At 58.9% G+C, this 20,812-nt stretch carries 21 protein-coding genes; 15 read left to right on the top strand and 6 right to left on the bottom strand.

Annotated elements, in window-relative coordinates:
- The first annotated feature begins 344 nt into the window (after nt 1-344).
- Nucleotides 345-2,639 (top strand): RNA polymerase sigma factor RpoD, encoded by a 2,295-nt coding sequence (gene rpoD, locus EDC26_RS13310; protein ID WP_132583395.1) that lies wholly within the window; start codon nt 345-347, stop codon nt 2,637-2,639.
- 514 nt (nt 2,640-3,153) lie between these two features.
- Here rpoD and EDC26_RS13305 read toward each other — a convergent pair.
- From EDC26_RS13305 to EDC26_RS13295, 3 genes are read right to left on the bottom strand one after another with little or no spacing between them, the layout of a single operon-like run.
- A complete protein-coding gene (locus tag EDC26_RS13305; protein ID WP_132583393.1) occupies nt 3,154-3,972 on the bottom strand; it encodes an anti-sigma factor family protein in 819 nt (272 codons plus the stop codon).
- Nucleotides 3,969-4,475 carry an RNA polymerase sigma factor gene (locus EDC26_RS13300; protein ID WP_132583391.1) on the bottom strand — a complete coding sequence of 169 codons (507 nt, stop codon included), beginning with the start codon at nt 4,473-4,475 and terminating at the stop codon, nt 3,969-3,971. The genes EDC26_RS13305 and EDC26_RS13300 overlap by 4 nt, the downstream gene beginning before the upstream one ends.
- Before the next feature lie 31 nt (nt 4,476-4,506).
- A complete protein-coding gene (locus EDC26_RS13295; RefSeq protein WP_132583389.1) occupies nt 4,507-4,887 on the bottom strand; it encodes a COG4315 family predicted lipoprotein in 381 nt (126 codons plus the stop codon).
- A 417-nt stretch (nt 4,888-5,304) separates the two neighbouring features.
- Here EDC26_RS13295 and EDC26_RS13290 point away from each other — a divergent pair, with 417 nt between their 5' ends.
- A complete protein-coding gene (locus tag EDC26_RS13290; protein ID WP_132583387.1) occupies nt 5,305-5,925 on the top strand; it encodes a glutathione S-transferase family protein in 621 nt (206 codons plus the stop codon).
- Between the two features lie 54 nt (nt 5,926-5,979).
- Here the strand turns inward: EDC26_RS13290 and EDC26_RS13285 are convergent, their stop codons facing one another.
- Nucleotides 5,980-6,486, bottom strand: a complete 507-nt coding sequence (locus EDC26_RS13285; RefSeq protein ID WP_132583385.1) for a DUF1993 domain-containing protein — start codon at nt 6,484-6,486, stop codon at nt 5,980-5,982.
- A 221-nt stretch (nt 6,487-6,707) separates the two neighbouring features.
- On the opposite strand from EDC26_RS13285, the gene EDC26_RS13280 reads away from it, so the two are divergent.
- Nucleotides 6,708-7,520, top strand: coding sequence for a creatininase family protein (locus EDC26_RS13280; protein ID WP_132583383.1), 813 nt, complete (start codon nt 6,708-6,710; stop codon nt 7,518-7,520).
- Nucleotides 7,521-7,790: 270 nt separating this feature from the next.
- Nucleotides 7,791-8,909 (top strand): YncE family protein, encoded by a 1,119-nt coding sequence (locus EDC26_RS13275; protein ID WP_132583497.1) that lies wholly within the window; start codon nt 7,791-7,793, stop codon nt 8,907-8,909.
- Nucleotides 8,910-9,031: 122 nt separating this feature from the next.
- On the opposite strand, the gene EDC26_RS13270 is transcribed toward EDC26_RS13275, so the two are convergent.
- Both EDC26_RS13270 and EDC26_RS13265 read right to left on the bottom strand, forming a co-directional pair.
- Nucleotides 9,032-9,292, bottom strand: coding sequence for a hypothetical protein (locus EDC26_RS13270; protein WP_132583381.1), 261 nt, complete (start codon nt 9,290-9,292; stop codon nt 9,032-9,034).
- A gap of 78 nt (nt 9,293-9,370) precedes the next feature.
- Nucleotides 9,371-10,315 carry an NAD-dependent epimerase/dehydratase family protein gene (locus EDC26_RS13265; RefSeq protein WP_425012669.1) on the bottom strand — a complete coding sequence of 315 codons (945 nt, stop codon included), beginning with the start codon at nt 10,313-10,315 and terminating at the stop codon, nt 9,371-9,373.
- Between the two features lie 212 nt (nt 10,316-10,527).
- On the opposite strand from EDC26_RS13265, the gene EDC26_RS13260 reads away from it, so the two are divergent.
- From EDC26_RS13260 to EDC26_RS13210, 11 genes are all read left to right on the top strand, one after another.
- Nucleotides 10,528-11,961, top strand: a complete 1,434-nt coding sequence (locus EDC26_RS13260; protein WP_132583379.1) for an aldehyde dehydrogenase family protein — start codon at nt 10,528-10,530, stop codon at nt 11,959-11,961.
- A gap of 23 nt (nt 11,962-11,984) precedes the next feature.
- The gene (locus EDC26_RS13255) at nt 11,985-12,743 is read left to right on the top strand and encodes an SDR family oxidoreductase (protein WP_132583377.1); all 759 of its coding nucleotides are present in this window, start codon (nt 11,985-11,987) and stop codon (nt 12,741-12,743) included.
- A 220-nt stretch (nt 12,744-12,963) separates the two neighbouring features.
- Nucleotides 12,964-13,599, top strand: coding sequence for a molybdopterin adenylyltransferase (mog, locus tag EDC26_RS13250; protein ID WP_132583375.1), 636 nt, complete (start codon nt 12,964-12,966; stop codon nt 13,597-13,599).
- A 143-nt stretch (nt 13,600-13,742) separates the two neighbouring features.
- Entirely contained in the window at nt 13,743-14,807 is a 1,065-nt protein-coding gene (gene fba / locus EDC26_RS13245) for a class II fructose-bisphosphate aldolase (protein WP_132583373.1), read from the top strand.
- Between the two features lie 121 nt (nt 14,808-14,928).
- Complete coding sequence (locus tag EDC26_RS13240; RefSeq protein ID WP_132583371.1) at nt 14,929-15,810, top strand: phosphoribosylaminoimidazolesuccinocarboxamide synthase; 882 nt, start codon at nt 14,929-14,931, stop codon at nt 15,808-15,810.
- Between the two features lie 12 nt (nt 15,811-15,822).
- Nucleotides 15,823-16,362, top strand: coding sequence for a 5-(carboxyamino)imidazole ribonucleotide mutase (gene purE, locus EDC26_RS13235; protein WP_132583369.1), 540 nt, complete (start codon nt 15,823-15,825; stop codon nt 16,360-16,362).
- 98 nt (nt 16,363-16,460) lie between these two features.
- Entirely contained in the window at nt 16,461-17,654 is a 1,194-nt protein-coding gene (locus tag EDC26_RS13230) for a 5-(carboxyamino)imidazole ribonucleotide synthase (RefSeq protein WP_132583367.1), read from the top strand.
- Nucleotides 17,651-18,679: an L-threonylcarbamoyladenylate synthase gene (locus EDC26_RS13225; protein ID WP_132583365.1), complete on the top strand. Its 1,029-nt coding sequence runs from the start codon at nt 17,651-17,653 to the stop codon at nt 18,677-18,679. Before EDC26_RS13230 ends, EDC26_RS13225 begins: the two co-directional genes overlap by 4 nt.
- A gap of 556 nt (nt 18,680-19,235) precedes the next feature.
- On the top strand, nt 19,236-19,673 hold the full coding sequence (locus EDC26_RS13220) for a GNAT family N-acetyltransferase (protein WP_132583363.1): 438 nt from the start codon (nt 19,236-19,238) through the stop codon (nt 19,671-19,673).
- Between the two features lie 25 nt (nt 19,674-19,698).
- Nucleotides 19,699-20,226: a GNAT family N-acetyltransferase gene (locus EDC26_RS13215; protein WP_132583361.1), complete on the top strand. Its 528-nt coding sequence runs from the start codon at nt 19,699-19,701 to the stop codon at nt 20,224-20,226.
- 150 nt (nt 20,227-20,376) lie between these two features.
- Nucleotides 20,377-20,799, top strand: coding sequence for a VOC family protein (locus EDC26_RS13210; RefSeq protein WP_132583359.1), 423 nt, complete (start codon nt 20,377-20,379; stop codon nt 20,797-20,799).
- Nucleotides 20,800-20,812 lie beyond the last annotated feature (13 nt).

The following is a 20,812-nucleotide window of genomic DNA, read 5'->3' as shown; positions in this document are numbered from 1 at the left end:
GTTTTCGCAGGGTGTTTATGTAACGTTGTGGTGGCTTTGGCGTATTTATTCGGTGGTTATGTACGATATCGGCACGATACCAACACGGTACCGGCACGATATCGATGCACAATACCGATACGTTTTTTGCGTTTTTTGCCGCCACGGCAAAATGATGGTGTTTTGATTTCGAAGCCTCTCCCAGCCTTGTAACCATTGCGTCAAGGAAATTAATTCATGGGCTTCGCACGGACATCAGGGTTTTTGCGCGCTACGTCAAACTCTTGCGATAAGTAAGTTCTGCCCTGCAACATTCGGCTGGCGTCATCTGCCCGCCGAGTGTGTTTGCGCCTACGGAAGCGACTATGACTCAAGCAACTGGTAAAACCTCTTTGGCAGCTAAAAAAGAAGCTGCTAAAAAAACGGGCGTGGCCGCCGCGTCCAAAAGTGTCGACAAGGCTGCGAGCAAGGTAAAAGGGGCCGCTGTCGCGAGCACGGCGGCTGGTGCCAAGGCCGCGGCAGGCAAGGCCGTTGCAAAAAATGCAACGCCCAAGAAAGCCGCAGCCGCCAAGACGGCGGGCGACCCATCGGTCAAAGTTGATAAGGCCGCAGAGGGTGGCGAGGCAAAAAAATTGTCCAAGACTGCTGCGCGCGCGATCCCCAGCGGGCGTCGTCCTGGGCGCCCCGCCAAAAATGCGAATAATGACCGGCCCGATTTTGACGACGATGCCGATGGCGAAGCCGAAGTCATCCCCGATCTGAAACCTTTGCCCAAGCGCGGCGGTAAGCGCGCCAAGGCCGATAAAGATGCGCCGGCGCGCAGCCAGATGACGCCCGAAGAGCAAGAGGCTCGCCGCAACCGTCTGAAGGTCCTGATCAAGCTGGGTAAAGATCGCGGCTACCTGACTTACGGCGAGATCAACGATCATCTGCCCGATGACCTGGTCGATGCCGAGGCGATTGACGGCATTATCAGCACCTTTAGCGACATGGGCATTGCCGTTTACGACCAGGCGCCGGATGCCGAAACGCTGCTGCTGAGCGACAACGCACCGGTGGCTTCGAGCGACGACGACGTCGAAGACGAAGCCGAGGCGGCCCTGACGACCGTGGATTCGGATTTCGGCCGCACCACCGACCCTGTACGGATGTACATGCGGGAAATGGGCACGGTCGAGCTGTTGACCCGCGAAGGCGAGATCGAGATTGCCAAGCGCATCGAAGATGGCTTGAAGCACATGGTGATGGCGATTGCCGCGTGCCCGACCACCGTCAACGAAATTCTCAGCCACATCCAGCGCGTGCGCGAAGGCACGGCGCAAATCGATGAGGTGGTCGATGGCCTGATTGATCAGGAAGGAGAAGAATATGCCGGGGCCGGCGTCACGGTGGAAAGCGACGAAAACGAAGACGGGCCGGCGGGCGGGATGAGCAGCAAGCAGCTTGAAGTGCTGCGCGTGCAATCACTGAAAAAATTCGAAGTCATTAACGTCTGGTTCGAGAAAATGCGCCGGGCGTTCGAAAAAGAAGGGTACGAAGCGCAAAACTATATCCAGGCGCAAGAAGCCATTCTGAATGAGTTGATGGGCATACGCTTTACGGCGAAAATGGTCGAAAGGCTGGCTGATACCCTGCGCCGCCAGGTAGCCGATGTGCGCAAGCTCGAACGCGCGGTTCTGCATACGTGTGTCGATCGCGCCAACATGCCGCGCGCGTATTTCATCAAGGCGTTTCCGGGCCACGAAACCGATCTGGGCTGGGTCTTGCGCGAAGTGGCGGCCGGGCACGATTATTCGGAAACGCTCGAGCGCCATATCCCCGCTGTGCAAGAACTGCAACAGAAGCTGATCGATTTGCAGGCCAGCGTAGTGCTGCCGTTGAAAGACCTTAAAGACGTCAACAAGCGCATGGCGACCGGCGAAGCGAAAGCTCGCAAGGCCAAGCGCGAAATGACGGAAGCCAATTTGCGGCTGGTGATTTCGATTGCCAAGAAATACACCAATCGCGGGCTGCAGTTCCTGGATCTTATCCAGGAAGGCAATATCGGCCTCATGAAGGCAGTCGACAAGTTCGAATACCGTCGCGGCTACAAGTTCTCCACCTATGCAACGTGGTGGATACGACAGGCCATTACGCGTTCCATTGCCGACCAGGCGCGCACGATCCGTATCCCGGTTCATATGATTGAAACGATCAATAAAATGAATCGCATCAATCGCCAGATTCTGCAGGAGACCGGCGCCGAGCCCGATCCCGCAACCCTGGCGCAGAAAATGGATATGCCTGAAGACAAGGTACGCAAGATCCTTAAAATCGCCAAAGAGCCGATATCGATGGAAACGCCCATAGGCGACGACGATGATTCGCATTTGGGCGATTTCATCGAAGACACGGGCACGCTGTCGCCGTCCGAGTTCGCCTTGCATGGTTCGATGCGCGACGTCGTCAAGGAAGTGCTCGATTCGCTCACCCCGCGCGAAGCCAAAGTGCTGCGCATGCGTTTCGGGATCGAGATGAGCACGGATCAAACGCTGGAAGAAGTCGGCAAGCAGTTCGACGTCACCCGCGAGCGGATTCGTCAAATCGAAGCCAAGGCCTTGCGCAAGCTGCGTCACCCCAGCCGTGCCGATAAGCTGAAGAGCTTCCTGGAAGGGCAGTAGACCATCAGGTTCGCCTGATGGTTGTGGTGGCACCCCTTGTGGGTGCCATTTTGTTTGTAGCGCCACCCCTTGTGGGTGGCATTTTTTTCGCATTAATCCTATCTTGCCTAAAACCTTCTTCTAGCCCCGCGTCATGGCCGGTTAAGGTGGATCGGGCTCGGACGGGCGCGGTCATGGCTGCGCCATGACTTCCCGCGCGCAGGGCCGGCTTCGGGGCGGCGTGCGAACTCGTGGGGCGATCAGTCCACTGGACTGATCGCAAACGTCCCACTTGTATAGTTTTCTTGCGCCTTCAGTGCGAGACTAATGGCGCTGGGGTGGAGGGACTAGCGCCCGAATCGCCCGCCCCACCTTAACCGCCCACGACGCTAGACTGATGAAAATGGCAGCCACAAGGGCTGCCGCTACAGGGATAGGCGTCATTGCAAAAATGAGGCGGCCACAAAAGATAGACGCTGCTGGACGAACGTGACCGTGGGCCATGTAGCGCCACCCCTTGTGGGTGGCACATCCTCTAGCTCGGCTCGAGCTGCTCGTAGACGGCCGTGGCCAGTTGTGTCAGTTGTGCCTTGTCGATATCCGCGGACAAGGCGTAGCCGCATTTGCCGTCGATCCAGTAGAAAACATTGATCGAGCCTTCCCGGGCAAAACGGAATCCGGTATTTTTGTTGGCTGTGTTTTCGGTCGAAACGTAAAGCGTCAGCCGATGTTTGGCGGCGTCTTCATACATGAATTGCGCAACGGGGCCATTTGAGCCCGGCAGCAGCCTGCCTCCCATCAATTCGTAGCCCAGAGGCTTGAGCTTGGGTGGGCGCAGGGTTGATCCAAGCCGTTTGGACAGCCACTTCACCAGTTGATCTTCCTGATCGACGCCCACCTCCACCGGGTGACGTACTTCGGGGCTGTAGACCTGATGCGCCATGGCGGCATAACGGGCCAGGCTTGCCATCTGGACTCTTGTGGAGGTGGAGTCGCTTGCCTGCATGTCGAGCGAGCCGGGATCCGTTGCGCCGCGCCCCATCCAGCCCGCTGCGGCGCCCGCCGCGACCAGAGCCAGGCTGGCCGCGACACGCGGCAGGCTTGCCGGCAGCCAGCGTTGGGAGACGCGCGCAGGGCCGCTGGCCGCGATCTGCAGTCTTGCCGGTATGGGTTCGTCCAATATCGGGTCGTATAGCGCTTTGAGCGCAAGCTTTTGTTCGCGCAATGCTCTGAGCCGTTCGGCCTCGGCCGGGTGCGCGGCCAGATAAACCTCGAGATCCACGCGCCTCGGCTCGGGGAGCACGTCCTCGATAAAGGCCTGGAGCTCGGCTTCGGTAATGGGCAAGAGACTCATTTGACTACCTTTAACAGGCTGGTCTGGGTGTTTACGTGCATGAGGGAACGCATTTTTTCCCTGGCCCGTGAGAGTCGCGACATAACCGTGCCCAAAGGAATGCCCAGTATTTTGGCTGCTTCCTCGTAGCGCATGTCTTCCAGGGCCACAAGCAGCAATACCTCGCGTTGTTCGACCTGCAACTGTGCCAGCGCGGCTTCGATATCCCGAATTTCCAGAAAATCGGTTTGGGTGGCGCGGGTAGAGACCGCGAGGCTGGCGTCGTCCATAGGGGTAGTGGTTAGCCTTGGTTTGCGGTGCTGATCGACATGCAGGTTATGCATAATCCCGAATAGCCAGGCACGCATGTCGCTATCGCGGCGCCACGTGGCCAGCCGGGCCCAGGCGCGTTCGCAGGTGTCCTGGACCAGGTCGTCGGCGGCGTTGCGCTCGCCGATGAGGGCGCGTGCATAACGGCGCAGGCGGGGCAGGCACGCCACCATCTGCGCACTTTCGTCACTCATCGGCAATGGATCCGCCATCGCTGCCTGGGCCTTATTCCTGGGCTGTGCGCCACATATTCTTGAAGTTGTCGCCGCTTTTGTCGCCCGGCTTTTTGTCGGACGCGAAATGATACAGAGGCTTGCCTTTGTGGGCCCATTGCATGGTGCCGTCGTCACGCTTGACGAGGGTGAAGTTGCCGCTGGCCTTGGCGTGTTCGTCGGCCTTCAAAGGCGGCCAGTTGGTCGCGCAACCTCCATTGCAGACGCTTTTGCCGCTATTGGCAGCATCTTTGTCGAACGTGTAAAGCGTCATGCCGGCCTTGTCCACCAGCATTGTGCCGTTCATGCCAACCGGCGCGGCGGCCTGGGCGGCAAGTCCGAGCAGGCTGCCGCCGGCCAGTATCAAAGAGGAAATGAAGAGTCGTTTGTTCATGATGAAGTCTCCGGATGAGATCGGTGTTGATCGTGCGTACTCCAAGGTATAGGGCGTACTCCAGGGTATACGAGCACGATAACCGCTTTATTCCATCGTATTTGATTATTTCAGATTTTGCGGTGGCGTGACTGTCTTTTCCCGCTGTATTTGTAGCGGCGCCCCTTGTTGTAGCGGCACCCCTTGTGGGTGCCATCTAACGGCCTGGCGATTAACCCGATACCTGCAGAGCGGCGATGGCACCCACAAGGGGTGCCGCTACAGTGACCACCCCGCAGGCGATGTCGGCTATTTCGCGAGCATCGGGTCAGCCGGACGGCCTGCTGCGCGCGTTGATTAAGTTGTCAATGACATGGGTCTTCAATGACATGGGTCTATATAATGGAAGCTCTGAATCTCAAACAGAGGGAAGCCGGCATGTTAACGATATGGGGTCGCCAGAATTCAAGTAATGTCAAAAAAGTGCTTTGGTGTGCCGACGAACTGGGAATTTCCTACGAGCACGTTGTTGCGGGCGGTGCCTTCGGTGTCGTGAAGACGCCCGAGTATCGGGCGATGAATCCTAATGGCCTCGTGCCGTGTATTCAGGATGATGGCTTCACCCTTTGGGAGTCCAATGCGATTGTGCGCTATCTTTGCGCCAAGCATGGCGAGGGCGCTTTGTACCCCCGGGATTTGACGCAGCGGGCGATGGCCGATCAGTGGATGGATTGGGCGACCTCGACGTTTACCGCACCTTATAAGGATCTGTTTTTAAATACGGTCCGGCTGCCGGCCGAGCAGAGGAAAAAGGATGTGGCCCAACGGGGCTTGCAAGCCTGTGCGGATCATCTGAGCATTGTTGACGCGGCCTTGGCCAAAAAGCCGTTTTTGTCGGGCAGCGATTTCGGCATGGGCGATATTCCGCTGGCTTGCTTGATATACGCCTGGTTTGAAATGCCGATTCAGCGGCCGGCCCTGGCGCATCTGGAGGCCTGGTATCGGCGCCTGGCATTGCGGCCGGCCTACCAAAGCCGCGTCATGACAGAACTTACCTGATGGCCCTTGCCGGACGAGGCATCCATGCCCGCCCGGCAAATGTCTGGAAGCCGCTCAGGCGCCCATGTAGTCACGCTTGCCTATTTCGATGCCGTTGTGGCGCAGGATGGCATAGGCGGTGGTGACGTGAAAATAGAACTGCGGCAGGCCGTAGGTCAGCAGATAGGCTTGGTTGGTGAATTTTTTCTCTTTGGGCGTACCGGGGCGCAAAATCGTGATGCGCTCTTCATTACCGTCGATTTGAGCCGGCGTGAAGCCGTCGATAAATGCCAGGGTTTTACTGATCAACGCCTGGAGATCGGCAAAGGTTTTTTCGCTGGATTCATAAGAGGGCACATCGGCGCCGGCCAAGCGTGCACAGATGCCACGAGCGAAGTCGGTGGCGATTTGCACCTGGCGGATCAAGGGAAACATATCGGGAAACAGGCGAGCCTGAAGCAATGCGTCGGGTTCGATGTTCTTCGCGCTGGCATGCGCTTGCGCCTTGTTCAGAATGGCGCTCAGGCTGTTGAGCATTTGTTTGCAAAGAGGTACTGAGACAGCATAGAGGGAAATGGCCATAAGGGTTCCTGATTTGAGTAAAGGGTGAGTCGGGTCTGAACTGGGAATTGTCAGCTATCGTACTACCATGGCGTTGCAAGCCGTAAAAAGGCTGTGTTTTACAGTATGATTTCACCGGGTGCTTATGTGTGGCGACACACCGCCGCATAAGCCGATTGCCGGCTGGGTCTGCAAGGCCTATTTTACTGGGCCGGTTTTGCGAGTTTTGTTCAAACATTGCCATGTTACTAGCGTTGATTCGATTCGTTGTGGGTGTTTCCCTGTTGGCCGGGGCGCAGGTGGCGTTCGCCCAGGGCGCTGCTGGCGTGCAGCTCGAAGACCTGACCTGGACCGAGCTGCGTGACCTGGTCCGGGCGGGCAAGACCACGATCATCATTCCCATTGGCGGCACGGAGCAGAGCGGCCCGTACGTCGCGCTGGGCAAGCACAATGAGCGTGTTCGTGTCTTGTCGCAGAAGATTGCGCGAGGCCTGGGCAACGCCCTGGTCGCTCCCGTTATCGCTTATGTGCCTGAAGGCGGATATAAGCCGGCGACCGCGCACATGCGCTTTCCCGGTACGATCACTGTTCCCGATGATGTCTTCGAGAAAACTCTGGAATCCGCCGCCAACAGTTTTATGGTTCACGGGTTTCGCAATATTGTTTTCCTGGGCGATCACGGCGGCTACCAGAAAGATCTGACGCAGGTGGCGAATCGCCTGAATAAAGCCTGGGCCAAATCGCCGGCCCGAGCGTTCGCGCCTGCCGAATACTATCGGGCGAGTTCCGAAGGCTTTGCAAAAATATTGCGTGGGCGCGGCTATCGCGATGATGAGATCGGCACCCATGCGGGTTTGGCTGATACATCGCTGCTGATGGCGGTCGCCCCGCAAATGGTGCGCGAGGACAAACTGCGCAAAGCGGGCAAGCCGGGCGCGGCCGATGGCGTATATGGCGGCGATCCGCGCCGATCCAGCGCCGAGTTGGGACGGTTGGGCATCGATGCCATTGTTACCCAGACGATTGCCGCGATTCGTCGTGATACGGCTCGATAACAGGTCGGAATTATTTATGGGATATTCGAAATGAAGCATGTCAGGCATCCGTTCCTTCAGACGGCCTTGTACGCTGCTGTGGCTTTAAGCGGGATCTATGCGGTGGCTGTGTCGGCAGTCGAACCCGAACGGTCTGTCAGTACCGCGAACAACCCAGCGGGGCCCGACCTGGAGCTTTCCCAGTGCGGTTCATCTTCGCGGCTTGTTGCGGTGGCCGACGATGCGGTTGGATCTGATGCGTCCTCCGGTGCGTCCACCGCCTCTCCAAGCATGGGGCCCGCTCTGGACCCCGTCGCCGCCGAGCCCGATCAGCCGATCAAAACGATCCCGGGCATGCCGGCGGTTATCAACCCGGCCAATCTTTACAGCGAAGCAACGGCGGGCAAGCTTAGTCCGGCCGTGGCCGGCGCCTTGCCCAGGGTGTATGTCCCCAATGTGAAGTCCAACGATGTTTACGTGATTGATCCGGCCACATTCAAGGTGGTGAGCCGTTTCAAGGTGGGTGCGAATCCCCAGCATGTGGTGCCTTCCTGGGATTTGAAGACGCTGTGGGTGGCCAATAATGCCGAGGGCACGCCCAATGGGAGTCTGACTCCCATCGATCCCGACACCGGCAAGCCCGGCGCGGCGGTGAAGGTGGACGATCCCTACAATATGTACTTCACCCCCGATGGCAAGTCGGCGGTTGTGGTCGCCGAAGCGTTGAAGCGGCTTGATTTTCGTGATCCGCACACGATGGCCTTGCAGTTTTCGCTGGCGACTCCCGGCTGCGCGGGGATCAACCACGCCGATTATTCCATCGACGGGCGCTATGCCATTTTTACCTGCGAATTCGATGGCGGCCTGGTCAAGATCGATATGGTCAAGCATGAGGTGCTGGGTTACCTTAAGCTTGCCAAGGGCGGGATGCCTCAGGATATCCGCAGTTCGCCCGATGGCAAAATATTTTACGTGGCCGATATGATGGCCGACGGTGTATACGTGATCGATGGGGCCAGTTTCAAGAAGGTGGGCTTCATCAAGACGGGCGTGGGCACTCACGGTTTGTATCCTAGCCGGGACGGTACGAAGCTCTATATCACGAACCGGGGTTCGAACAAGATTCACGGCAGGCCCAAGGGACCGGGAAGTATTTCGGTGCTGGATTTTGCTACGGGTAAGGTGGTGGCGACGTGGCCTATCCCGGGTGGCGGCAGCCCCGATATGGGTAATGTCAGTGCCGATGGAAAGTATTTGTGGATATCGGGGCGTTTTGATAACGTGGTTTATGCGATCAATACGACTAGCGGGGCTGTCAAGATTATTCGGGTTGGAACTGAGCCCCATGGCCTGACGGTGTGGCCGCAGCCTGGTCGGTATTCGCTGGGGCATACGGGGAATATGCGCTGACGTTGTTGGTGCTGTTTCCGTAGCGCCACCCTGTAGCGCCACCCCTTGTGGGTGGCATTCGCTGAAGGTGGCATTTTTTTGTGTCAGCCTAGCTATCTTGTCCAGAACCTTCTAGCCCCGCGTCATGGCCAGTCAAGGCGGATCGGGCTCTGACGGGCCCGGTCATGGCTGCGCCATGACTTCCCGCGCGCAGGGCCGGCTTCGGGGCGGCGTGCGAACTCGTGGGGCGAATAGCCCACTGGGCTATTCGCAATCGTCCCACTCAAACAGCGCACGCCTTGCCTCCCCGAAGCCGGCCCTGCGCGCGGCGCGCCCGAATCGCCCGCCCCACCTTGACTGGCCACGACGCTCGCGTCGTTGATGTTTGCGTGGCGCTCGCTCATGTAGCGCCACCCCTTGTGGGTAACACACAACGCTGCACAAAGCGACAACACGATGCCAAGACGACTGAACGCCCGGCATCACCGCGCTCCGTCAATCAGGGCGCGATAGCCTTCGATGGCGTCGGGCCAGGCGGGCTCGAATCCGCTGGTTCTCAGGCGTGCGTTGTTCAGGCGTTTGTTGCCCGGTTTGTCGGAGGGAGGGGCGGCGGGGGGCGGGTCGACATTCAGCATGGCAGCCAGTGCGTCGTAGAGTTCGTCGATTCTGTGCGGATAGTTGTCCGCGCCTATGTAGCAGGCTTCGGGCTGTTTGAGCTCCAACAGATGTACGGCGGCGCGGGCGGCGTCGTCGATGTGGAAGCGGTTGGCCCAGTGGACTGAGTGCCGCGGCACGGCGGCGTGGCCTTGTTTCAGGCGTTCGAGCAAGGTCAGTCGGCCAGGTCCATACAGGCCAGCCAGCCGGAAGCAGATGGCGTTGGGCAGTTGGGCGGCCAGCCATTGTTCCGCCTCGAGCAGTACTTGCCCGTTAAAGTTACTGGGGTTGGGTGGTGTGGTTTCGTCCACCCATACGTCGCCCTGCGCGCCGTAGACGGCACTGGACGAGATGAACAGGAATCGTTGCAGCGTTTGCCTGTCCAATATGCCAAGGAGGTTTTGCAAGCCGTGCAGAAACACCGCGCGGTAGGCGGCTTCGTCGGGGCGGGAAGATATTGCTGAATGGCGGCCGGCTGTAGGCGTGCCGTGGTTTGCCGTAGGGGTGGGGGCGTAAATGATGTGGGTGATGCCTGTGAGCGGCAAGTCGAGCTTTTGCGTCAGATCGCCTGCCAGCCAGCGTATGCCGGAGGTGTCGTGCACGGGCGGGTGGCGGCGAAGACCCCATACTTCGTCGCCTTGCGCCAGCAATAAATGTGCGGCACGCCGGCACAGGTCGCCTGCACCGGCCAGTAAAACGCGTTTGCCCGCCATGGTTCTCCCGGATTGCAGGTAATTGCAGTCGTCGTGTTTGTGAATGTTGCCGCGGGTCATTGTATCTGGCGCCTCGGCTGTCCGGGGCTTGGATGGCAGCCACAAGGGCTGCCGCTACAAGTGGCGGGTATGTATTTGTAGCGGCAGCCCTTGTGGCTGCCATCACCCTCTGCCATGGCGATGGCCATCCGTTTTCTGCGGACTATACTTATGTCGCTGCATCCCGTTCGGCGTCAGGCGCACTGCGCCGGCCCAATTAAAGAGACGAAGCCATGGCATATCAAAATTTCATAGCGAACCGTTGGGTGGGTGCCCAGACGGGTGAATCCTTACCCGTGATCGATCCTTCCGATGGGCAGGAATATTCCTCTATTGCGCGCTCGCGGGCTGCGGATATCGATGCTGCGGTGACGGCGGCGCGAGCGGCTTATAACGGGGCCTGGGGCAAAATGGCGCCCAGCGAGCGCAGCCGTCTGTTGTTGCGCCTGAGCGTGGCCTTGCAGGATCGTCAGGAGCACTTGGCGCAGATCGAATCCAAAGACACCGGCAAGCCTTTGAAGCAGGGCCGGGCGGATGCGGCGGCGGTGGCGCGCTATTTCGAGTTTTACGGCGGCGCGGTCGACAAGCTGCACGGTACGACCATCCCTTATCCGCAGGACTTTACTGTGCTGACGGTGCGCGAGCCGCATGGGGTGACAGGGCATATCATCCCCTGGAATTATCCTTTGCAGATTTTCGGTCGCAGCGTGGGCGCGGCCCTGGCGGCCGGCAACGCCTGTGTGGTCAAACCGGCGGAAGACGCTTGTGTGTCGTTACTGGAATTGGCGCAGATTGCGCTCGATGTCGGGTTGCCGCCGGGGGCTTTGAATATTTGTACCGGTCTGGGCGCCGAGGCGGGCGCGGCTTTGTCGGCTCATCCGGGTATCGACCATATTTCGTTTACCGGTTCGCCGCAAACGGGCAGGCAGGTGGCGCAGGCTGCGGCCGGCCATTTTGCGCCGGCCACGCTGGAGCTGGGCGGGAAGTCGCCGCAGATTGTGTTTTCCGATGCCGATATCGACGCCGCCCTGCCGGTGCTGCTCAATGCCATTTTGCAGAACGCGGGCCAAACGTGTTCGGCGGGCAGCCGCTTGCTGATTCAACGTCCGCTATATACAACGCTTATGGATCGGCTCTCCGAGCTGTTTGCCTGTACGCGTACCGGGCCGGCCAGCGAAAACCTGGATTGCGGGCCGCTGATCAGCGCCAGGCAACTGGCTCGCGTGCAGGGCTTTTTGGCCGAGGCCGACGAGGCTTCCATTACGGTGGCCGCGCGCGGAACGTTGGAAACCTCGGCTCCTGCCACCGGTTTTTATCAGCCGCCGGTATTGCTTAGCCACGTGCCTCCCGGGCATCGGCTGGCCCAGGAGGAAATTTTCGGGCCGGTGCTGGCGGCCATTGCGTTCGAGCACGAGGCCGATGCGCTGCGTCTGGCCAACAGTACGCCGTTTGGGCTGGTGGCGGGCGTCTGGACTCAGGACGGTGCTCGCCAGATGCGCATGGCGCGGCATGTGCGGGCCGGGCAGGTGTTTGTAAACAATTACGGCGCGGGCGGCGGAGTAGAGCTGCCTTTTGGCGGCACGGGGCAGTCGGGCTTCGGCCGTGAAAAGGGTTTTGAGGCCCTTTACGGGTTTACGACAGTCAAGACTATTGCAATCAAGCATTAAAAAATATTCGAAAAGGAGCAGATATGCGTTTGGAAGGAAAAGTGGCCGTTGTGACGGGGGCGGGTTCGGGTTTCGGCGCGGGCATTGCGCATACCTTTGCGCGTGAGGGTGCACGCGTGGTGGTGGCCGACATTCACAAGGAGCATGGGCAGGCTGTGTGTGAGCAGATCCGCCAGGCGGGTGGCGACGCGTCGTTTTGCGCCGTGGATGTGACCGATGGAGCCAGCATTGCCAATCTGCTGGCCGAAACCCTGAAGGCTTATGGCGTCTTGCACTGCGTGGTGAATAACGCGGGCACCACGCATAAAAACAAGCCTTTGCTTGAGATCACGGAGGACGATTTCGAGCGGGTCTTTCGTGTCAATGTCAAAAGTATTTTCTGGACGGCCAAACATATCGTGCCGTACTTCCGCCAGCAGGGCGGCGGTTCGTTTGTCAATATTGCCTCGACAGCGGCGATTCGTCCGCGCCCCGGCCTGGTCTGGTACAACAGCACCAAGGGCGCGGTCGTTACCGCCAGCAAAGCCATGGCGGCTGAACTGGGCAAGGACAATATACGGGTCAACTGCGTTAACCCGGTTATCGGCGCAACGGCTTTGCTGGAAGATTTTATGGGCATGCCCGATACGCCGGCGAATCGCGAGAAATTCCTGTCAAGCATTCCCATGGGGCGCTTCTCTACGCCTCAGGATATTGCCAATGCCGCTTTGTATTTCGCTTCGGATGAGGCTGCGTTCGTCACCGGTGCGTGCCTGGAGGTGGATGGCGGCCGTTGCGTGTAGGTAGTGGCGTTTGTAGCGCTGGCGGCGTTTGTAGTGCCACCCCTTGTGGGTGGCAAAAATTTGGCAATCAAAACGGTATCCGCAAAATTACGTTATTGAAAACAGGATTACATTATTCAGAAATGGCACCCACAAGGGGTGCCGCTACAAAAACCAGCCAGAACAAAAACCAACCAGAACGAAAGCCAGCCAGAACACTTAGCGCCAGCCCAGGAAAAACATGTCAGCACATACCCCTCTTGTCCGCAGCCATCCCGATGAACTGTTGGTGGGCCTGGTTTCCATTTCCGACCGTGCTTCCAGCGGCGTCTACGAAGATCAGGGCATTCCTGCCCTGCAGGCGTGGCTTGAAGCGGCTCTGGTTGGCTCTTGCCAGTTTGCCGCGCGCCTGATTCCCGATGAGCGGCAGCAGATTTCGGCCACCCTGATTCATCTGGTCGACGAGATGGGTTGCGATCTGGTGTTGACCACGGGGGGCACGGGCCCGGCCCGGCGCGATGTCACGCCCGAAGCGACCCTGGCTGTCGCCAGCCGTGAAATGCCCGGCTTCGGTGAGCAGATGCGCCAGATCAGCCTGCGGTTCGTGCCCACCGCTATCCTGTCGCGACAGGTGGCGGTAATACGCGAAACGCCACAACACGCGGCCCTGATCATCAATCTGCCCGGCCAGCCCAAGGCCATCCGGGAAACGCTTGAAGGCTTGAAAGACGCCCAGGGGAACACCTTGGCGGCAGGCATTTTTGCGGCGGTGCCGTATTGCATCGACCTGATCGGCGGCCCTTATATCGAGACACGCGAACAAGTCGTACGCGCGTTTCGTCCGAAGTCGGCGATCCGCGCCGGTAACAAGTCCTGACAAAGTGGGCCGGCGCCGGGGGAAGAGGCTTGCGCGGCGCGTTTTCCTTTGGCAATGACGTGTCGGCGCGCTAAGCAATTTATCGTATTCCCCCGTAAAATACCGGCTATTCCCTATTCATCTTGTATTCAGGAGATCTCGCCATGGCCTTAGTTTCCATGCGTCAGTTGCTCGATCATGCGGCCGAAAACGGCTATGGCATTCCGGCTTTCAACGTTAATAACCTGGAGCAGGTTCAAGCGATTATGGAAGCGGCCGATGAAACCAACAGTCCGGTCATCATGCAGGCCTCGGCCGGTGCTCGTAAATATGCGGGCGAAGGGTTCCTGAAATACCTGATCCAGGCGGCGGTCGAATCCTTCCCGCACATTCCGGTTGTCATGCATCAAGACCACGGCCAGTCGCCCGCCATATGCAAGGGGGCGATTGAGCTGGGCTTTTCCAGCGTCATGATGGACGGGTCTTTGAAAGAAGACGGTAAAACCATTGCCGATTACGAATACAACCAGGACGTGACCCGCCGCGTGGTCGAAATGGCCCACAAGCTGGGCGTTACCGTCGAGGGCGAGCTGGGCTGCCTGGGGTCACTGGAAACCATGAAGGGCGACAAGGAAGACGGCCACGGCGCCGACGGCTCCATGACCATGGATCAATTGCTGACCGACCCCGAGCAGGCCGCCGACTTTGTACGCCACACGCAGCTGGACGCGCTGGCCATCGCCATCGGTACCAGCCACGGCGCGTACAAATTCACACGCAAGCCTACCGGCGACATTTTGTCGATATCACGCATCAAGGACATACACCGCCGTTTGCCCAATACGCATCTGGTCATGCATGGCAGCTCCAGCGTGCCGCAAGATCTGCTGGCCGAGATTCGCGAGTTTGGCGGCGACATGAAAGAAACCTACGGCGTGCCGGTCGAAGAAATTCAAGAGGCCATCAAGTTCGGCGTGCGCAAGGTCAATATCGATACCGACATTCGTTTGGCCATGACCGGCGCAATCCGGCGTTTCATGGCAGAAAATCCGGGCAAGTTCGATCCGCGCGATTATCTGAAACCCGCGCGCCAGGCGGCAAAAAAAGTATGCAAGCAGCGCTACGAACAATTCGGCACGGCCGGGCATGCCAGCAAGATCAAGCCCATACCTCTGTCGCAGATCGCGCAGCAGTACGCGGCGGGGCAATTGGCGCAGAAAGTCCAGTAAACGGCCGCGGCTGTGCAGAAATGCATCGCCGCCGGCGTCAGGCTGGCTCGATGCGTTCTTTTTCCATCGGTGGCGTTCGGCACGAGCCAGACGCCTAATGTTTTTGTTCCAAGGACGGATCGTGGTGCAGGCACTTCATCAATCGACTATTAAATCGTTGCCTTTGCTGGCGCGCGGCAAGGTGCGCGATATGTATGCGGTGGGCGACGATAAACTACTGATAGTGGCCAGCGACCGGATCTCGGCGTTTGACGTTATTCTTGACGATCCCATTCCGGGCAAGGGTCAGGTGCTGACCGAGCTGACCGAATTCTGGCTGAAAAAGCTGGGCCATGTGCTGCCGACGCATGTGACCGGCATTGCGCCCGAAGACGTGGTCACCGCGGACGAGCGTGATCAGGTGCGCGGGCGCGCGATGGTGGTCAAGCGGCTCAAGCCCATACTGGTCGAGGCCGTTGCCCGGGGTTATCTTATCGGCTCGGGCTGGAAAGACTATCAGGCGCACGGATCGATTTGCGGTATTGTGCTGCCTGAAGGTTTGCAACAGGCCGGCAAGCTCCCTACGCCGCTGTTCACGCCGGCGGCCAAGGCCGAATTCGGCACGCATGACGAGAATGTGGATTTTGATTTCGTGGTGGGTCAGGTGGGCTTGGCCATGGCGGAAAAAATCCGCGACGTGACCCTCAAGCTTTATTCTGAAGCGGCCGAGTTCGCCGCCGGCAAAGGCATTATTATTGCCGACACCAAATTCGAATTCGGGCTCGATGCGCAAGGCCAACTGCATTTGATGGATGAGGTGCTTACACCGGATTCATCGCGTTTCTGGCCCGCCGCGCAATACCGGCCGGGCATGAGTCCACCGTCGTTCGACAAGCAGTTTGTGCGCGATTGGCTCGAGACCCAGGTGTGGGATAAAACTCCGCCCGCTCCACGCCTGCCGGCCAGTGTGCTGGAGAAAACGGCGGCCAAATATCGCGAAGCCATGACACGTTTGACGACTTAGGCGAGGGTGCTTATGACCGAGTTTACTTTGACTTCTTCGACCGAATCCGAATCCGGAGGCCCGCTGGTCGGTGTCATCATGGGCTCGTCCAGTGACTGGGATGTCATGAAACACGCCGTGGCCGTGCTGGAAGAGTTCGGCGTGCCTCTCGAGATGCGTGTTGTTTCGGCGCACCGCATGCCGCATCAAATGGTTGAGTACGGCGCGCGGGCGACTGAGCGTGGTTTACGCGCCATTATTGCCGGCGCCGGAGGCGCAGCGCACTTGCCGGGCATGATGGCGGCCCTGACGCCGGTTCCGGTGTTTGGCGTGCCCATCCCCTCCAAGTATCTGCAAGGCCAGGACTCCCTGCTGTCCATCGTACAGATGCCCAAAGGCATACCGGTTGCCACCTTTGCCATCGGCGAGGCGGGAGCCGCCAATGCAGCCTTGCATGTCATTGCCTGTCTGGCCACGACCGATGTCGACTTGCGCAGGAAGCTGCAGGAATTCCGCGCACGCCAAACCGAGGCGGCACAAGCTATGGCGGTTCCCCCGCATGTCACCATGTAGGGTGGGCTCTCTTCGCAGACTGTTTTAGACGGCGGCGCATAGGCCGGCTCCAAAGCAGCCGGCTTTTTTAATTTCATTATTTTTTTATTTTTCAGAATATGGCTACGAATGCGGTTCCACCTGTTTTGCCTATAGCGCCGGGAAACTGGTTGGGTATGATTGGCGGAGGACAGCTGGGACGCATGTTTTGCCAGGCGGCGCAAAGCATGGGCTACAAGGTGGCGGTGCTCGATCCTATTGAGCGGTGCCCGGCGGGCGCCGTGGCCGATCTGCATATTCAGACGGCGTATGACGATCAGGCCGGACTGGCCCGTTTGTCCGAGCGCTGCGCCGCGATTTCGACCGAGTTTGAGAATGTGCCGGCGCTAAGCCTGCAAAAGCTCGCCGCGCATTCCCGGGTCAGCCCGGCGGCCGAAGCCGTCGCCATTGTGCAGGACCGCATTCTGGAGAAAGCCTTTATCGGCAAAATGGGCGTGCCGCTTGCGCCTTATGCCGCTATACATGGCCGCGACGATATCGAGCGGGCGCCTTCAACCTTGTTTCCCGGCATACTCAAGGCGGCCCGTTTTGGCTATGACGGAAAGGGGCAGGCGCGTATCGCCAGCCGCGAGCAGGCGCTTGAAGCCTTTGACTCTTTCGGCGGGGCCGCCTGTGTGCTGGAAGCCTTGATGCCGCTCGAGTCTGAGTTTTCGGTGGTGCTGGCCCGCGGGTTCGATGGCCGGGCCGTCACCTACCCCTGCGCTCGCAATGAACATCATGATGGCATCCTGGCGGTGTCGACCGTGGCGACCGAGTTTTCGGCTGCTGAAGCCGCCTTGCACCGGCAAGCCGGGCAAGCGGCGCTGAATATTGCACAAGGCCTGGGCTATTACGGCGTGTTGTGCGTGGAGTTTTTTGTTTTGCGAGATGGCGCTTTGGTGGCCAATGAGATTGCGCCGCGCCCGCACAATAGCGGCCACTACACCATGGATGCCTGCGTTACCAGTCAGTTCGAGCAGCAGGTTCGTGTGATGGCCGGTTTGCCGCTGGGCAGCACCGATAGCCTGTGCCCGGCGTTGATGTTGAATATTTTGGGCGATGTCTGGTTTGATCCGGCCACGGGCGAGAAGCGCGAGCCCGATTGGTCCGCGGTATTGCGCACGCCCAATGCCAAATTGCATTTGTATGGCAAGCAGGAGGCCCGGCGCGGACGGAAAATGGGCCACATCAATCTGGTGGCACCGACGCTTTCGGCCGCCCGCGACGCGGCGGCGGCGGTGGCGGGCGCACTTCATATGCCGTTTTCGCTATGACGCCGTCACGTCAATCCGATATGGCCCAGGCGCTGCGTTTGGCCGCGGAACGCCTTGCGGCAGGTGGTCTGGTCGCGTTTCCGACGGAAACGGTCTATGGCCTGGGGGGAGACGCGGAGAATTCCGATGCGATTGCACGGATTTACGCGGTCAAGGGGCGCCCGTCCAGTCACCCGGTTATTGTCCATGTATCGCCCGAGGCCGATCTGGGCTATTGGGCCAGGACGATTCCCGCGGAGGCTCGTGCCTTGATAGAGGCCTTCTGGCCGGGACCTTTGACCTTGATATTGCCGCGGGCCGATCATGTACCGGCCGCGGTCAGCGGCGGTCAGGATAGTGTGGGCTTGCGCTGTCCTTCGCATCCTGTAGCGCAAGCGTTGCTGCGTCAGTTTGCGGCCTTGAAGCCCAATGGACATGGCGGCGTGGCGGGGCCTTCGGCCAATAAGTTCGGCCAGGTTTCGTCGACTCAGGCGGCGCATGTGCGTGCGGAGTTTTCTGAACTGAGCGAGGCTGAACTGTTTGTACTGGAGGGCGGATCCTCCGAAGTTGGCATTGAGTCGACGATTGTGGATTTGTCGCGGCTGGATCGGGGCGTGGGGCCGGTTTTGTTGCGCCCGGGGCATATTTCTTCTGAGCAGATTGCGGCGGTGCTGGGGCGTGAGATGGGTCGCCCTGATGCCTCTGCGCCGCGCGTTTCGGGTTCTTTGAAGGCGCATTATGCGCCGCGCACGCCTTTGTTGTTGTTGCCGAAAGAGGCGTTGATGCGGGAACTGGAACGGCTGGATTCGCGGGACGGGAAGGTGGCGGCTGTGGTGTTTGAGGTTCCCGAGGATTCGGGGTATTCGCGGGTGGATTGGCATTTGGCTTCTGTGGATCCGGATGTTTATGCACGCGATTTGTATGCCTTGTTGCGGCGCCTGGATGAAGGCGGGTATGCGCGGATATTGCTGGAGAGGCCGCCTCGTGGCGGAGCTTGGCAGGCGGTGAACGACCGGATTGGGCGGGCGGCGGCGGCGTTCGAATAAGGTTCTTGGTTTTGGGTGCGTTGGGTGCTGGCGTGAGTGTCGCGTTCTTGAGTCGCAGCGCCGGCGGCCCGGGCAGGTCGGCGCTCGCCTCGTCCGGTCCTGGCTTTGCCAGGACTGCCCGCGTTCAGGGCCGGGTGCGGGGCGGTCGCAAAACTCGCGCCGCGCACAGCATGCTGTGCGCACCCGTGGCGCTCAAACAGTTGCGCCCTTGCCTCCCCGCACCCGGCCCTGAACGCGGCGGACTCGAAGCTCGCCCGCCCCACCCGGGCCGTCGGCGCTGCTGGCATGATGGTGCAGGGGCGGGTTTGATGAGGTGCCAATATGTGGCGGCAGCCCTTGTGGCTGCCATATGGCCGTAGAAATCCATATCCTTTGCGGACGGCAATATTTTTGGAAATCACAATGATCAAAACTTATATTGGAAGTTGCCATTGCGGTGCCGTTTGATTTGCCGATGGTGGTAATAATAACTGGGGTGTGTCGCCAGCCGAGACAAGACATCTGTAGGAGAAAGAGGGCGCTGCTCTTTCACTGAACACCAATGAGGGGAAGTTAGATGCAAGTAAGAAAAGCCAAGCCGGACGATTCAGAACGGATATCTGTGCTCATGCGCCAGCTTGGTTATGAAGCTTCTCCCTCTTTGATCAAACACAAGCTGCTCGCCTTGAGTGGACAGGCCACGGATTTGGTGCTGGTCGCCGACGACAAAGGGGTGGTAAAAGGCGTTGTAAGTCTGCATGTACAAGAGATGTTTCATCAAGACGGTCGTTTGGGGCGTATTACGTCCCTGGTTGTTGATGAGGCCTCGAGAGGCGAGGGCGTAGGTTCTCTGCTTGTATTGGAAGCCGACAATTTTTTCAGGCGAAGCGGCTGCGTCAGGGCTGAGGTGACGAGTGGGGATCATCGGCCGCAAGCTCATCTTTTTTATCAGAAACAAGGTTATGCGCAAGATGAACGGCGATTTTTGAAACGCTATCATATGGCTCGTCCGTGAGGTTTATGAATACTTGGAGAGTTGCATGCTTGAGGATGTAAGAGTGCGGCGCGTCCGTGCCAGCGAGGTCGTTGGCTATGTGGATGCTCTCTCAGATGTACTAATTGATTGCGTTGAAGGTGGCGCGTCTGTGAGCTTCATGCTGCCGCTCCCGCGCGAGAAAGCTGTAGCGTTTTGGCGTAGTGTCGCCGAGGGTGTGGCACGCAACGAACGTGTATTGCTCATCGCCGAAGACCATGCCGGCGAAGTTCTTGGCACGGTGCAGATGATAGTGTCGCAGCCCGACAACCAGCCACATCGCGCCGATATCGCCAAGATGTTGGTGCACCGCAAGGCCCGACGCCGCGGCATCGCCCGGCGCTTGATGGACGCTATCGACGACGTGGCGCGCGAGGAAGGCAAGACGGTGCTTGTGCTTGACACCGTGACCGGCGGCGACGCCGAGCGGCTCTACCAGCGGGCCGGTTGGCTTAGAGCAGGAACGGTGCCCAAATATGCACTGATGCCCGATGGCGGATTTTGCGCGACGACGTTCTATTACAAGCACCTCTGACCAATTTTTGCTACGTCAGCCGCTTTGTTTGGAGCCGATTACCGACTGTTTTGATTTCAATCTTCGAACTATCGCTTTTATCTGCTTTTATTAGCTTTTATCTGCTTTTATTATTATGCCAATTTAGAACTGTCTTGTAAGGGGTATGTCATGAAGCCTCGCATTACTATGATCACTATAGGTGTGGACGACCTGGACCGATCGCTTCGGTTCTATCGCGATGGCCTCGGCCTGGCGACCAAAGGAATTGTTGGCAAAGAGTTCGAGCACGGTGCAGTGGCGTTTTTTGATCTGCAGGCAGGGCTGAAACTGGCCATCTGGCCTCGCAAAAGTCTTTCTCACGATTCGGGCATTGCGCCAAGTAGCCCAAGCGTCACCGAGTTCGCGCTTGGACATAACGTCTCGTCCAGAGAGGAGGTCGATACTGTCATGGAGCAGGCCAGGAATGCCGGTGCGATGATCGTAAAGTCGGCTCAGGATACTTTTTGGGGCGGTTATGCGGGCTATTTTCAAGACCCTGATGGCCATCTGTGGGAGGTCGCGTGGAACCCGCAGTTATTGCCGAAGGATTGAGTAAGGGCAAATC

Source organism: Paralcaligenes ureilyticus (assembly GCF_004346225.1).
Taxonomy (GTDB): domain Bacteria; phylum Pseudomonadota; class Gammaproteobacteria; order Burkholderiales; family Burkholderiaceae_B; genus Paralcaligenes; species Paralcaligenes ureilyticus.
The sequence above is the reverse complement of the archived record's forward strand: the minus strand, read 5'-3'. Positions and strand labels throughout refer to the sequence as shown.